Source organism: Ketobacter sp. GenoA1 (assembly GCF_003671475.1).
Taxonomy (GTDB): Bacteria; Pseudomonadota; Gammaproteobacteria; order Pseudomonadales; family Ketobacteraceae; genus Ketobacter.
Genome location: NZ_RCHM01000023.1, coordinates 322,866 through 337,764 on the forward strand (window position 1 = coordinate 322,866; position 14,899 = coordinate 337,764).

Here is a 14,899-nt window from a genome sequence, read left to right on the forward strand (position 1 = left end):
ATTCAATGTTTCATTTGGTTGCCGGAACTAACCCGTTTTGGCTCGGCATCCAGTAATGGAAGCTGGATCAGGCCTTCCAGGGTGGCGTTCATGAACCATCCGCTGTGGCTGAATCGATACTGGTTGTGATAACCGAACAGCCAGGTACCGACGGTGTCACCGGGCTCCAGATGAGTACTGATGGCCATCATTTCCACTTGGTGATCACCTGCGCCCCTGAGGGGCGTTACCTGGTCGCTGACTAATTCATAGTAACGGCCCCTGGCCCTTTTTACCGCCACACCCAGAAACACCATGGGGTCTGCCTCCTGGCTGGCAAGATGCCCCCGGAACAGGGGGATGCCCACCATATTCTGGGGCTGTTGGGCCACATAAAGCGGGGTGAAGGCAGGGCGCAGCGTGCCGGAGTTGTTATGGGTGGCAAGCGTTGGGGAACGGTCCGTGGGGGTAAACCATCCCAGCATGCGCTCCAATGCCCACAGAGGCGCTTCAAAAAATCCAGTAAAACCGGAGCGTATCTCGCTGGGGGGAACGGTGAAGGTTCTTCCCCCGCGCTGAACATGGCTCAGAACAATGCCCCGTTGGTAGTCCTGGGTCAGGCACAGGGTGGGAATGTGGTCGGCTTTGCCGGTAATGCCCTTCAGTTTCTCGTCCAACCAATCCACTACCACCTGGGTAAGCTCCAGGGTTTGGTTGCCACAGTGCACCACCGGTTCGATTTCATACCCCGGGGTGGGAAAGGACCACTGGGTAAACGGCAGTAGATGGCCTCCCTGGGTACCAATCAGCCTGACATCCCGGCCACTCTGCTCCAGGCAGGCTTTGTTGCCAAGGGCTTCGTTGATGGGAAAGGCCACATCCCGAAAGCCCTGTATAAGCAGGGTATCGGCGCTGACCTGAGTGTAATCTGAGCAGTAGGATTTTGGTGATCTCTGGGTGAGGTAGTCTTCTATTTCAGGCCCTAATTCTCCGTCCCTGGCGTCCCAGTATGAGCGGTTGATAATGGGATCCATCGACCCGGGGTGCAACGTGTTACTGACCATGAGCAAGGTGGTGAGCCAGCCACTTTTGGGAACCGTGTTGGGGGCCAAACTGGCGGGAAAATCGTACCAGGTGGTAATGGGAATCATGGCATCGATGCGGGGTTCATTGCGGCTATTGAGCAGCATGGCGCCACCGCTGTAGCTTTCACCCAGGGTACCGATCAATGGATCACCGGAAGGGTCGCGGCTGATTCGAACCAGGTTTTCCAGTGACCAGTCGATCACTGTGCTCAGATCGATTACCTCGTGCTGGGGAGACATCAGGCGATTGATGTCACTGCTGTCGCCATGTCCCCGCTGATCGTAACTCACCACCCAGTAACCTGCTTTCCAGACTTGCAGTGCGGCTTCGCCACTGAACACCAGCTGACCGTAAACACTGATCGGCCCTGACATGCGAAAAATACCGAAACCATGGCTGTGAATGACCAGTGGCGCAGTTTGACCGGGTTTCAACACTGGCTGAAACACGGTTGCGCGAAGTTGTTGGCCATCATGGGTGGTAATCGAAACGTCGTAATAGTCGGCCGGAATCGCCGTGTTTTGTTGCAGGTAGTGAGGGCCTTCCGTAGGCACACTGGCGCAGCCAATGAGGGCGATAACCATGCTGACGGCAATTGCCAACTGATTGATAACTATAGTCAGTATCCTTTTTAAGCCGGAATTAGGCCGATTTTGGCCAACGCTGCAAAGGCGCTTTTGGTAAGTTGTAATGGAGGTCATTCGTCTTAAATCTTGTGGCTTTGTGCGGGTGGTTTTCGGATTCGAACAATTCCCTGGCTTGAAACAGGCCGAAACTTGGTAAGAAAGGGATTGTGAACACACTATAATCGAAAATATAATGTTCGGAAATGATTTAAATCGAATATTTTGTTTTCGTTAAAGGGTGTTTGCCACCTGCAAAATGAAAACACAATAATAATAATTGAGAAGTCAGATTATGAGCCCAAACCCGGTGCGTTCTGCATTATTGATGTGCGGAATCAGTTGTACGCTATTGTTGCCCGCTCAATCCCATGCCCAGCTGGCGCAAAATATCTTTATCGGTAACCCAAAGGCACTGGCTTTGGGCAATGCAGTAACGGCGGATCCCCCTGGCATCGATGCCATCCACTTTAACCCCGCCGGGCTCGCCAAGCTGCGCGGGCGGCAGTACGAGATCAAGGGCATTGCCGCGGATTTCTCACTGGAAGCGGAGTTTTCACCCGGCCCTGAATTGCAGACCGCATTTGAACTGTTCCCGGAGACCCTCTCTGATCCGCTGGTGAATGGGCAGACCAGTGAGCTTTCGGGAACCTCCGTGATGCTGCCTTTTTTCGGCCTCACGGAAATACCGGCACTATTGGCGGCCACCGGTGGTGCCAGTTTTGAAGTGGAAGAGCAGAATATGGTGCTGGCTACCGGTGTGTTCGCGCCGATGTTGCTGGGCTTGAAACGGGAGCCTGATGATCCCGGTATTTATTCCGGGGAGGAAGTGGGGATCACCCGCTTAACCTATTTCTCACCGTCGGTGGGCTATCGCATCAGCGACACCCTGTTTGTTGGTGCAGCGCTCAATTTCAGTTATGTGGGGGTGGGCCTGAATTTCGATATGCGGCTACCCAATTTCACCTTTGGTGCATTTGATACGCTGCAGCAGGGTGGCTGTTTTGATCCGGACGGCAGTATTGTCTCCAACCCCCTGAATGACATCATCTGCCCCCAGGATCTGGAGGATCCTGCTCGTTTATCGCCCTTTCAGGGAATGGCGTACATCGAGGCGGAATTTGAGCGGCCCCTGTCCACCACCTTCAATGTGGGGGTGTTGTAGGATGTGCAACCCTGGCTGAGCCTGGGAATGGTGTACATGAGCGGTGCGCGGGACCGCATTGATGGCGATGTGCGTATTGACTATTCCCCGGGTGTGCAGGGGTTTGTCAATAACCTGGCCCAAGACCCTACAGTGGTGGGGCTGATTGCCAGAGGCGTGGGCCTGGAGGCGATCTCAGTGGATGAAACCCCTGCCAGCCTGACCCTGGAGTACCCCCAGCATTTTTCTGTCGGGGCATCCATCAAGGTCACACCCCGCCTTAAAACCAACATCGATATCAAGTGGACCGATACAGCGGTGTGGGATGAATGGAATATCCAGTTTGAGGAATCCGTGCAGTTTCTGGGGGTGCTGGGAGCCATTGTTCAAAGTCTGGATCAGGGCACAACAGGGGGGTATCTCGGCGCCGACAGCCTGGTATTACCCAGAGACTACGAAAGCGTGTGGACCTGGGCCATCGGCTTCGAGTACCAGTACACTGACCGCCTGGCGTTTCGCCTCGGCTACGAACCCCGCGGCAGCTCCATTCCGGAAGATAAGCAGGATCTGTTCGTGCCGATTGGGGATACCAAGCTCTACTCCACTGGTTTTGCGTTCCACTGGTCCAGGGACACCTTTATTGAAGGCTCCCTCGGCTACGTGCATTCAGAGCAGGATATTCCCTCCAATGGCAGTACCAATTCCACTTCCACAGCCATCGATAATTTCATCTATAACCCCTATGCCGGCTACAACATGAAAACGGAGTTAAAGGTGATTGTGGGTGAAATCAGCATCCGCTCTACCTTTTGATATAACCCGTAGCAGGGTTGAACGGGAAAAAGGCACCTATACGGTGCCTTTTCAGTTTTTGATGACGCTATTTTGAGGCGCTCATTTTCGGTCTGATATTTCATTTCCCGCTAATTATGAACCGATTTGGTGAACAGGAAAATCAAGCCTGCCTGCATGCGGTGCAAAAAAGAGATTTTCAGGCCTAAACAGAAAGGTTGGTTGGATTTGGCACAGCTCTTGTAAAGGCAAACCCATCTAACTGTCTGTGTGAGTTGTCATGGCCGAGCCCCAGTTAATTAGCCAATGGGATGATGGAACAGTGCCGAGTTCCGATAGTCCTGATCCGCTGCCCAACCATAAGGTCATGGTGGTCATCGGAAGCGGGCCGGTGGGTGTTCAGTTTGCACGGGAGCTTCTCAATCGTGGGTATCCCGGCGTCATCAAACTGTTCGGCGACGAGCCCTGGCGACCCTACAACCGTATTCAGCTCTCTTCTCTGGTGGCGGGGGAAGTCCGTTACAGCGAGATACTGTTTCCCGAAATTCGCGATGAGCGGGACAACTTTCAGTTCATTAACCGGCGTGTAGTACAGCTTGATCAGCGCAGGCAGACACTGCTGGACGACAAAGGGGTTAGCCACCGCTTTGATCAAGTGGTGTTTGCCACAGGTTCCAACCCCTGGGTGCCCAATGTGACGGGCATTGAGCTGTCCGGTGTGTATGTTTTTCGAGACCTGAACGACGCCCAGCAGTTGATGGCCCGCAGCGTGCGCACCCGGCGCACCGTGGTGGTGGGTGGCGGGTTGCTGGGAGTGGAAGCCGCTCGCGCCATGCAGCGCAATAACACCCAGGTTGTCCTGGTTCACCAAAGTAATCGCCTGATGAACCGGCAGCTTGATATCGAAGGTGGCGCCATTCTTAAGCGAACTCTGGAAGGGTATGGAATAGAAGTGTTCCTCAACTCCGGTGTGCGCAAATTGGTGGGTCAACGCAATGTTACTGCGGTTCTGCTGCGTAATGGGCAAACCATTGAGTGTGACACCGTTATTTTTTCCACCGGAATTCAACCCAATGTGGACCTGGCCCGCGGTAGCGGGGTAAAGGTAGGTCGCGGTATTGTGGTGAATGATCACCTGCAAACCAGTCAGGAGAATGTGTTTGCCATCGGGGAATGTGCAGAGCACCGGGGTGACATTTATGGTTTGCTGGCACCCGGCCTGGAGCAGGCTGCCATTCTGGCTGACCGGCTGTGTGAGGGCTCGGCGACTTATACGGGTTCCATTGCTGCCACGCAATTGAAAATTCTCGATCTGCCGATATTCACCATTGGTTGGATCAGCGATGAATATGAGAATCAGATCGATCAGACCATCACCTTTCACAATGAGAATGGTGATTACCGCAAACTGTTTCTGAAACGCAGTCGGTTAAAAGGGTTTGTTGCGGTAGGCGCGTGCGCTGAGCGCAGTCGCCTGCAGCAGGCGGTAGTTAATGAACAACGGATTTTTCCCTGGCAGGTTGCCCGCTTTAAATCCGAAGGTCGAATCTGGCCACAGGAAGATACCGCCCATGTAAGGGAATGGCCTGCGTCCGCTATTGTCTGCAATTGCCGGGCGGTGGATAAAGGCACCTTGGTGGAAGCCCAGTTGCAGGGTTGTCAGTCGGTTGCCGATCTGGCCCAGTGTACCGGAGCGTCTACGGTGTGCGGCTCATGTAAGCCGTTACTGGCCGACCTGGCGGGGGCACCCTTTGTGCCGGAACCGGTGGTGGCGACTGGTAAACCCTTGATTGCAGTGGTTGCGCTCAGCGCGTTACTGGTGGTGGCTAATTTCCTGTTACCGAGCCCCGTTTATTCGGAGCACTTTGAATCCGCCAGCTGGTTGGAGTCGTTCTGGACGGATTCGCTGTTGAAACAGATTACCGGCTTTACGTTACTGGGCATCAGTGTGGCGGGTATTCTGATTTCCTTACGCAAGCGGATCAAAAAGTTTACCTTGGGAGGCTTTCCCTGGTGGCGCTTTATTCACACTGTGCTCGGCGTTCTGGCGCTGGTGATTCTGTATTTACACACCGGCTTTTCACTGGGTGAGAACATTAACCAGTATCTAATGCTCGATTTCCTGTTGCTGGCCCTGGTGGGTGCCTTCGCCGGTGCGGTAATCGGTGGCGAGCGCTATACCAAGATGGGTTACACCGGCAAGCAGATGCGACAGTGGTTTACCCATGCTCACATTGTTCTGTTTTGGCCTTTGCCGGTGTTGTTGGGCTTTCATGTGTTGAGCGTGTATTTCTTTTGATGGGTAGCTGAGGTTTCGGTGTGAAAAAGGGTGTTAGAAAAGTAACCCTGTTGTATTCCCTACTGACAATCGCAGTGTTGGTGATGGCGGGAATCTGGGCCAATGAGCTGTTTATGAAAACGGAAAAAGAAACTTTTCTGATTGGTGAAACCACGCATGGCCACCATCAAATTGAAATGGCTTGCGCCACCTGTCATCAATCACCATTTGGTGGCGGGGATGTGTTGCAGGATGCCTGTGTTGGATGCCATGCGGCAGAGTTGAAAGCGGCGCATGATTCGCACCCCAAATCGAAATTTACCGATCCCCGTAATGCGGATCGGTTGGAGCAAATAGATGCACGCTATTGCGTTGCTTGCCATCGTGAACACCAACCGCGTATCACGCGGGACATGGGGGTGACCATGGCGACGGACTATTGCGTGGCCTGCCACAAGGATATTGCGGAAGATCGCCCGTCCCATGAAGGCATGGCATTTGATACCTGCGCTTCCGCCGGGTGTCATAATTACCATGACAATCGGGCGCTGTATGAGGATTTCCTGCTTCAGCATTCCAACGAGCCTGCCATCAGTGCGCAACCGATTATTGCTGCAATGCAAGCCTATGTTGCCGAGCCCGCGGCAGTGAATGCTGCCCCGCAACCGGATTACCCCGTGCAGACATTCAAGGCCGCCGAGGCGGAAAAGCAGTGGTTGCACAGTGCCCATGCCACCGAGGACAGTAACTGTTCATCCTGTCATGGCGCGGGGGAGCGATTTACCGAACAGCCGGATGCGTTGGTGTGTTTGGATTGTCATCAAGCGCAGGCAGAAGGGTTTCTCACCGGCAAGCATGGCATGCGTCTGGCGGTAAAGCGGGATGCGGTGGAATCATTCCCCTTAAATCCGTCACTGAAGGCTTTGCAGAATCCAGAAGTGAGATTGCTCACACCCATGACCCCGGCCCAGGGCCGGCTGCCATTCAAGGCGGACGTTCATGATCAGAGCCTCACCTGCAACACCTGTCATGGGGCTCACGATTACCCGTTGGGCGCCAGTGCCGCAGTGGAGGCCTGTATGGGGTGCCATGATGACCGGCATACCAATGAATATAAGGCATCGCCTCATTACGCCCTGTTGTTGCGCGAGGCAGCCGGTGAGTTGCCGGCAGGCAGTGGGGTGACCTGCGCCACCTGCCACATGCCCAAACTGGAGAGCGAGCAGGAGCCCGGGGAGTTCCATACCCAGCACAACCAGAACGCGAATTTAAGGCCAAACGAAAAAATGATTCGGACCGTTTGCCTGGACTGTCACGGTTTGCAATTTGCCTTGGATGCCCTCGCGGATCCAGCGCTCATTGAGAACAACTTCCAGGGGCGGCCCAGCGTTTCCATCGACAGTATTAAAATGGCAATAGAGAGAGTGAAGGAGTGATCATGAAAGTAACTAAACTGTGGGGTTCATTGGTGTTAGCCGGTTCTGTGGTTCTGACCGCAGGCTGTGGGGGTGAGGAGAAGGCGGCTGGGATTGATCCTAAGATCATGGCCGACTCCCTGTTTGCCGTTATGGCATCCGACCGGGCTAACTATACAAAGCTGATTATCAAACGCCTGGGAGCCCAGGGTAAATTCATCAAACCCGATGAGCATTGGGAAGATCTGGAAAACGGTGCTCCGCTGCCGGCTCAGATGTTCCGTTTCGGCGCCGAGGCAGTGGCTGAGCGCACCGACGCGTTCACCTATTCGCTGCAATCGCTGTGGCCCATCAACAAGCAGAATGCACCGGTGACGGAAGCGGAAAAGGCGGGTCTGCAGTATATCGTGGACAACCCCGGCAAAAACTACTACGGCGAGGAAGAACTGGGTGGTGTGAAGTACTACACCGCTGTGTACCCGGATGTGGCCGTGGCGACCCCTTGCGTGGATTGCCATAATGAGCACAAGGATTCCCCCCGCACCGATTTCAAAATCGGTGACACCATGGGTGGTGTGGTGGTCCGTATTCCTATGTAAAAAGGAACCATCAAGCGGTCAGAATAGCGGTCAGGTTAAGATACCCGGGCTGCTATGGTTAAGTGGAGACGCTTGGCCGGGCGCTGTGCCAGATTTGCAATGCTGGCACAGCATTCTGACGCGCCTTATTGGGTTGTGCTCCTGAATCCCCTATACTACGCGGCAGTAGCAGCCGCCAGCCATTTTACCTGGCGTATCAGACGGGATTATTGAGATCATATGAGCAAATCCGAGCCAGTTAAACCTGCCCACTTTATTCGCCAAATCATCAGCAAAGACCTGGATTCAGGCAAAAACGATGGTCGGGTGGCCACCCGGTTTCCCCCGGAGCCCAATGGCTATCTCCATGTGGGGCACGCCAAGTCAATCTGCTTGAATTTTTCCATGGCGGAGGAGTTCGGCGGCACCTGTAACCTGCGCTTTGACGATACCAATCCGGAAAAAGAAAGCCAGGAATATATAGAAGCCATCAAGCGGGATGTCACCTGGCTTGGTTTTGAATGGCATGCCGATGTTCGCTATGCGTCGGATTATTTCGACCGGCTTTACGAGTTTGCCGTGGAGCTGATCAAGCAGCATAAGGCCTATGTGGATGAATCCACTCCCGAGCAAATCCGTGCCATGCGGGGCACACTGACTGAGCCCGGTCAGGACAGCCCTTACCGCAGCCGTACCGTGGAAGAAAATTTGCAGCAGTTTGAGCGCATGCGGGCGGGTGAGTTCGCTGATGGCAGCGCGGTGTTGCGGGCCCGGATCGATATGGCATCCCCCAATATCAATATGCGGGATCCGGTTATATACCGGGTGCGGCGTGCTCACCACCATCAGACCGGTGATAAATGGTGCATATACCCCATGTACGATTACACCCACTGTCTTTCTGATGCGCTGGAAGAAATCACCCACTCCCTGTGTACCCTTGAGTTCGAAGACCATCGGCCATTGTATGACTGGGTGCTGGATCAGCTGGATGTGCCCTGTCATCCCCAGCAGATTGAATTTGCCCGCCTCAACCTGAATTACACGGTCACCAGCAAGCGCAAGCTCAAACAGTTGGTGGATGAACACCATGTCAGCGGCTGGGATGACCCCCGAATGCCCACCATCGCCGGCATGCGGCGGCGGGGATACACACCGGCATCCATTCGCAATTTCTGCGAAATGATCGGGGTGACCAAGAGTGAAGGGGTGGTGGACGTCAGCATGCTGGAGTTCGCCATTCGTGACGACCTGGATAAACATGCCCCAAGGGCAATGTGCGTCATGCACCCACTTAAGGTGGTGATTACCAACTGGAACCAGGTTGCAGAGCAGTCCCTCACCATACCGGCCCACCCCAAGGACGAAACGTTGGGCAGTCGTGAGATATTCTTTGGCAACACGCTGTACATTGATCGCAGTGACTTTGAAGAAGAGCCTCCCAAAGGCTTCAAGCGCTTGATTCCGGGCGGCGAAGTGCGTTTACGGGGTGCCTATGTGATTCGTTGCGATGAGGTCATCAAAAACGAGCAGGGCGAGGTGGTCGAATTGCGTTGCAGCTACGACGATCAAACCCTGGGTAAAAACCCGGAAGGCCGCAAGGTGAAAGGTGTGGTGCACTGGGTGTCTGCCGCCAAGGCATTACCGGTGGAAGTGCGACTGTATGATCGGCTGTTCAATCATGAAAGCCCGGATGCCGCCAAAGACGGTACGGACTTTGTGGATCACATCAACCCAGACTCGCTGACGGTCATTACCACTGCCATGGCAGAGCCGTCACTGCAAAATGCCAAAGCTGAACTGCCCTATCAATTTGAGCGGGAAGGCTATTTTGTATTGGACAGTGAGGATGCCACCGCGGATAAGTTGGTGTTCAACCGCACGGTCACCTTGCGGGATACCTGGGCCAAATCGCAAAAGTAAGATGCGGCAACCCCCAGGCTGCTTGGTTTATAAGGCTGCGGATCCCCGGATTCGCGGCTTTTTCTTTTGCTGAAGTTGACCGTTTTGAACAATCCATCGCAGCCGCTCTACGTTATAACGAGGGGTATTAAAACAATAATACATAAGAAGGAGATCAGGGATGAGCATTGCCAAGACTTCCGCGATCCTGTTCATGGCTGCGTCTGTGTTGCTGGGTGGCTGTTATAGCCCGGAAGGCCCCATACCCGAAGCCAAACATGATAAGTTACAGCCCTTGTGGTCAGATTCTGAGGTTGATGCGGTTGTGTCGGTCACCTACGAGTCAGTGCCCGCCATCCACCAGATCGATGATCCCATGTTGCCCGAGCAGTGCCGGGATGTGAATTTCCTCCGCTTCAAAACCCGGGACAGCGGCCCGGATGCGGCCCAGGCCGATGCCGCTGTGTTATTGGTGCCCGGCATTCTGGAAGGGGCCAATGGCTTTGAATATATTGGCCGGCAGCTGGTGTATATGGCGAAAACGTTCCGCAGCCAGGACATAGAGATCTGGGCCATGGACCGGCGTGCCAACTGTTTGGAGGATCTGACCGGAATGCAGGCTGCCGAGCAGGCTGCAACGGTGCAGGAGGCAGAGGACCTGATCCTGGGGTATTACTATTTCCAGCAACCCGTTAACGGTAAATTTTTCGCGGGTTTTCTACAGGGGCGGGATATGCCTTTCTTGGTGGATTTCGGCATGGAACAATCCACCGAAGACATGTACGCCGTGATACAGGCCATGATTCCCGATCCGGCCGTGAGCCGCAAGAAGGTATTCGTGGGCGGACACTCCCTGGGTGGGGCGCATACCTCCATGTTCCTGGCCTGGGATCTGGATGGGGATGTGGCTACCACGGAAGACCAGGGTGCCAACATGGTGGCCGGTGCCATCGGCTTCGATACCACGATTGGCAATATTACAGATGCGGTAGGTGCGTCGCCCGCCACCGTGCCGGTGATGGACGTGCAGGCGACCCTGCAGCAGGCCACGGCGCAAGCCGCGGCAGAAGGTGATACCGAAGCCGATGCTGGTTACCGTCGAACACTGCGCTGGATTGAAACCGGCATATTGCCCAAGAACATCGATATTCCCCTGGTATTCAGTGCTGAAGCCATAGCCTTGCCGGAAGCGGTGGGCCTGTTGGCGGCCAAGGCACCGGATGAGGAAAGCACAGTGCTGGATCGCCTGCCCAAGTCACCGGTGCTGAAAAATCTGTTTCGTTTCTTCCATACCCGGGACGCCAACAATTATGCCTGGGGACCCTTTATTGATGACTTTCGTTATACCAATGAGGCCCAGGTTGGGCTCATGTTTGACGACCATTTTTCCATCCTCAGCTTTCTGCAAACCAGTCTTGGTCATCTCAATGGCGGTGCGGTGGTGACGAAATCCCCTTTCTTCAACCTGATGCGCAGTATTCCCATTTTGGGCGATCTGGTGAATGCGGTATCCGGCCCCAAGCAGCAGCATATTGCCGCTGATGCCGGCCCCAATCGGCGTAGCCTTGGGCAGGGGCCCCTTTACAGTTGGGCCGACATGGATGAGATCGGAACCCCTTCGGACCCAACATACGGTGATCAGACCGGTATGGTTGAGTACACCAATTTAACTGAAGAAATGGTCCGTATGGAGGACTTTGTCAGGGCTCTTTATATCGGGGAAACCAATTTAACGGAATGGTACTTCCCGGTGCGCATCGTGGTGGATATTAATGCAGCCAGCAAACCCTTTGCACCACAGTACGGACTGCATACTTATTTTCAGCAGGCCTATAAACAGGTTCCAACGTTGCTGCTGATGGCAAAAGGCGGCGGCTTATCGTTCCCCATGCCGGATGAGCCCGATCGTTTACTGGAGGTGGTTGACCTGGAGGGCCAGTCCCACCTGGATCCGATGTTTGCCAGCGTCAACATGCCCGCATTGCATCAGAACCAGGTGGCGGACAGGTTGCTGGATTTTGTTTTTCAGCACGTGCAACCCTAGTCGGTAGGCGGGTGGAGTCTGCCCGCTGTCAATGCCGCTCGACGGCACGCAAGGCGGCGCCGGAACCACGCAGGCTTTCCTTGAGCTCGGTGCCATCGGGCAGACTAAGGATCAAATTGCTGCCTTTTTTCAGCCCATCCCAATGGCGCCGGTCGATTTCCACCGTGATCAGCGCGCGCTCATCATGGATGTGACCCTGGGCCGTGCGATAGTACTTGTCCACGTCCACGCCTACATCAATGAAGGGGAAATTCGGTGACTTCCGGTGCTTGTGCAGTTCCGGGAGTTGATCCCTATCCACGGGAATGTTGATCTTGGCCCAGACGGTTTCAGTAGGGGAGGCCACCATATACACCTGCAACTGATAAGTGGGTGTGATGGCCATCAGGGTGCCATCGACGGTTTGGTTGGTCCAGCGATCAGCAGCCTGAGTCGACGCGCTGCAGACCAGTAGCACCAGGGGCATCAGAAAATGTAGGCTCAGCGCTTTCACAAAGTTCATCCTGTATTGAGTGGTATTCACCCCTAGCTTAGCGCATTCTGCACAAAATACTGTTACTTCAATTGCTTGCCTTGAAATGGTTCACGAAATAAGGAATAATCGCCCACCTTGTCATGGTGGCTCTATTGGTCCCCTCGCAACGATAACCTGTGAACCCCGCCAGGCCCGGAAGGGAGCAACGGTAGCAGGCGACTCGTGTGCCGGGGTGTGGCTGATAGAGTCGCCTCCACTTCCCTCCATTCCCGAATCCTGCTTTTAAAATCAATTCATTGGTTTATCAAAGCGTGCTGCCGTATTACACTGGGCGTCTTTTGTTGGCCTTGCCGGCCTGCCAGATATCACCCAGAGCAGAACCAAAATTACATGAGTTATCAGGTCCTTGCGCGTAAGTGGCGTCCCCGAACATTCCGCGAGATGGTGGGGCAGGAGCACGTACTGAAAGCCCTTATCAACGCCCTTGATCATGGTCGGTTGCACCATGCCTATTTGTTTACCGGTACCCGCGGCGTGGGGAAAACCACCATCGCCCGCATTCTGGCGAAATCCCTAAATTGTGAAACCGGCATAAGTTCCGAGCCCTGTGGCCAGTGCAGTGCCTGCCAGGAGATCAACGACGGCCGATTTGTGGATCTGATCGAGGTGGATGCCGCCTCCCGTACCAAGGTGGAAGATACCCGTGAGCTGCTGGAAAACGTGCAGTATGCTCCCACCCGTGGCCGCTACAAGGTTTATCTGATTGACGAAGTCCATATGCTGTCGGGTCACAGCTTTAATGCTTTACTGAAGACTCTTGAAGAGCCACCGGAGCACGTCAAATTCCTGCTGGCCACCACCGACCCGCAGAAGCTACCCATCACCATCCTGTCCCGTTGTTTGCAGTTCAGCCTCAAGGCCATGACACCGGAGCGCATTGTTGGCCACCTGAAAAAAGTGCTGGACGCGGAAATTGTCGAGTTCGAAGAACCTGCCCTGTGGCAGTTGGGGCGCGCGGCTGATGGCAGTATGCGGGATGCCATGAGCCTGACGGATCAGGCTATTGCCTTTGGTAATGGCAAGGTTCAGGAAGCAGATGTGCGCGCCATGCTGGGCAGCATCGATCGTGAGTATGTGTTTGGCATTGTCGAGGCGCTGGCGCAAAATGAGGCTGAGCAGCTGCTGCAGCGGGTGGCGGAAATGGCGGAGCAGAGCCCCGATTACGCGGGGGTGCTGGCGGATCTGATCAGCACCTTGCACCGTATGGCGGTGGCCCAGATCGCCCCGGAAGCGGTGGACGACAGTGATGGTGATCGAGCCCGAATATTGGAATACGCCGGTCGCTTCGCACCGGAGCAGTTGCAGCTGTTTTACCAAACGGCGCTCCTGGGCCGGCGCGATCTGCCTTTGTCACCGGATGCCCGCAGTGGCTTCGAAATGACCCTGTTGCGGCTTTTGATGTTCCGGCCCCAGGGTGTCGTACCCATGGCCGGCGGCACGGCCACCCAGCCTGCAGGAGTGCCACAGCCGGGAAAGCCCTCTAGCCCTGCTGAGGCGGCAGGGCTGGCCTCCACAAACCCTGCCACCAAAACGGCTCAGGCTATCCCAACGCAAACGCTGGGCGGCGCTGACGGCCATATGGCACAGGTGAGAGCCACGTTGGGCGAGGGGCGTGACACCAGGCCGCCATCGGCCAACGCCGCGGTGAGCACCCCCGCGGCACCGGCCAGGACGCCGCCTGCCGCGCCATTACCCGGTGAATCCGCTGCCGCAGAGACGGTTTCCAACCATGCACCACCCCAGCCCAAGGCGAAAGTCAAAACCAAGGTCATCAAACTGGGGGACGAATGGGCAGATCTGGTAGGGGTTCTGGAGTTGGATGGCCCGGTCAGAAACTTTGCCCGCAACTGTTCCCTGGAAAGTAAGTCAGACGGCCTGTGGACCCTGGCCATCAGCCCCCGGTTTGAAGTGTTGTACAAAGATGAGAATCGAGATCTGCTGGCGCAGGCATTGTCGGCAAATGCCGGTCAATCCATTAGACTGAAAGTGGATGTGACCGAACCCAGCATGCCCACCCCGGATCAACTGTTGGCAACATATCAGCAGAAAAGAAAAGAAGCTGCGATCGCCCTGATGCAAGAGGATGCGTTTGTCCGGGATCTGCAGAACCTGTTCGGCGCTACACTGGATCTTAATTCGGTAACGCCGGTAGATGAAGATTGAACCCTAGTGAGATATGAGAAGGTGACAGCATGAAAGGCCCTTTTGGTGATTTGATGAAGCAGGCGCAGGAAATGCAGGAGCGCATGCAAAAAATGCAGGAGGAACTGGCCAATGTGGAGGTCAATGGTGAATCCGGCGCCGGGCTGGTAAAGGTGACCATGACCGGGCGACACGATGTGAAGCGGGTGCAGATCGACGATAGCCTGCTGGGCGAAGATAAGGAAGTGCTGGAAGATCTGTTGGCGGCGGCGGTGAACGATGCGGTGCGACGGGTTGAACAAACCAACCAGGACAAAATGGGTGGTCTGGCGGCTGGAATCAACTTACCACCTGGCTTTAAGTTTCCTTAATAATTCATTG

General features: G+C 55.0%; 11 protein-coding genes and 1 other RNA gene. 10 read left to right on the forward strand and 2 right to left on the reverse strand.

Annotation, left to right across the window (positions count from 1 at the left end):
* Nucleotides 1-2 precede the first annotated feature (2 nt).
* Nucleotides 3-1,649 carry a CocE/NonD family hydrolase gene (locus tag D9N13_RS10015; RefSeq protein WP_290588908.1) on the reverse strand — a complete coding sequence of 549 codons (1,647 nt, stop codon included), beginning with the start codon at nt 1,647-1,649 and terminating at the stop codon, nt 3-5.
* A 334-nt stretch (nt 1,650-1,983) separates the two neighbouring features.
* On the opposite strand from D9N13_RS10015, the gene D9N13_RS10020 reads away from it, so the two are divergent.
* The 7 genes from D9N13_RS10020 (at nt 1,984) to D9N13_RS10050 (ending at nt 11,841) form a co-directional block, all read left to right on the forward strand.
* Complete coding sequence (locus tag D9N13_RS10020) at nt 1,984-2,853, forward strand: OmpP1/FadL family transporter (RefSeq protein ID WP_290588912.1); 870 nt, start codon at nt 1,984-1,986, stop codon at nt 2,851-2,853.
* Between the two features lie 3 nt (nt 2,854-2,856).
* Nucleotides 2,857-3,645: an OmpP1/FadL family transporter gene (locus tag D9N13_RS10025; RefSeq protein WP_290588915.1), complete on the forward strand. Its 789-nt coding sequence runs from the start codon at nt 2,857-2,859 to the stop codon at nt 3,643-3,645.
* A gap of 301 nt (nt 3,646-3,946) precedes the next feature.
* Nucleotides 3,947-5,923 (forward strand): FAD-dependent oxidoreductase, encoded by a 1,977-nt coding sequence (locus tag D9N13_RS10030; protein ID WP_290588918.1) that lies wholly within the window; start codon nt 3,947-3,949, stop codon nt 5,921-5,923.
* A 20-nt stretch (nt 5,924-5,943) separates the two neighbouring features.
* Complete coding sequence (locus tag D9N13_RS10035; protein WP_290588921.1) at nt 5,944-7,338, forward strand: cytochrome c3 family protein; 1,395 nt, start codon at nt 5,944-5,946, stop codon at nt 7,336-7,338.
* Between the two features lie 2 nt (nt 7,339-7,340).
* Nucleotides 7,341-7,916: a DUF3365 domain-containing protein gene (locus D9N13_RS10040; RefSeq protein ID WP_290588924.1), complete on the forward strand. Its 576-nt coding sequence runs from the start codon at nt 7,341-7,343 to the stop codon at nt 7,914-7,916.
* Between the two features lie 219 nt (nt 7,917-8,135).
* The gene (locus D9N13_RS10045; RefSeq protein WP_290588927.1) at nt 8,136-9,818 is read left to right on the forward strand and encodes a glutamine--tRNA ligase/YqeY domain fusion protein; all 1,683 of its coding nucleotides are present in this window, start codon (nt 8,136-8,138) and stop codon (nt 9,816-9,818) included.
* A gap of 160 nt (nt 9,819-9,978) precedes the next feature.
* Nucleotides 9,979-11,841: a hypothetical protein gene (locus D9N13_RS10050; RefSeq protein WP_290588930.1), complete on the forward strand. Its 1,863-nt coding sequence runs from the start codon at nt 9,979-9,981 to the stop codon at nt 11,839-11,841.
* Nucleotides 11,842-11,869: 28 nt separating this feature from the next.
* On the opposite strand, the gene D9N13_RS10055 is transcribed toward D9N13_RS10050, so the two are convergent.
* A complete protein-coding gene (locus tag D9N13_RS10055) occupies nt 11,870-12,334 on the reverse strand; it encodes a hypothetical protein (RefSeq protein WP_290588933.1) in 465 nt (154 codons plus the stop codon).
* 132 nt (nt 12,335-12,466) lie between these two features.
* On the opposite strand from D9N13_RS10055, the gene ffs reads away from it, so the two are divergent.
* From ffs to D9N13_RS10070, 3 genes are all read left to right on the forward strand, one after another.
* Nucleotides 12,467-12,563, forward strand: an RNA gene (gene ffs, locus D9N13_RS10060) — signal recognition particle sRNA small type.
* Between the two features lie 143 nt (nt 12,564-12,706).
* Nucleotides 12,707-14,539 carry a DNA polymerase III subunit gamma/tau gene (dnaX, locus tag D9N13_RS10065; RefSeq protein ID WP_290588940.1) on the forward strand — a complete coding sequence of 611 codons (1,833 nt, stop codon included), beginning with the start codon at nt 12,707-12,709 and terminating at the stop codon, nt 14,537-14,539.
* Nucleotides 14,540-14,568: 29 nt separating this feature from the next.
* Nucleotides 14,569-14,889 (forward strand): YbaB/EbfC family nucleoid-associated protein, encoded by a 321-nt coding sequence (locus D9N13_RS10070; protein WP_290588943.1) that lies wholly within the window; start codon nt 14,569-14,571, stop codon nt 14,887-14,889.
* The last annotated feature ends 10 nt before the right edge of the window (nt 14,890-14,899 follow it).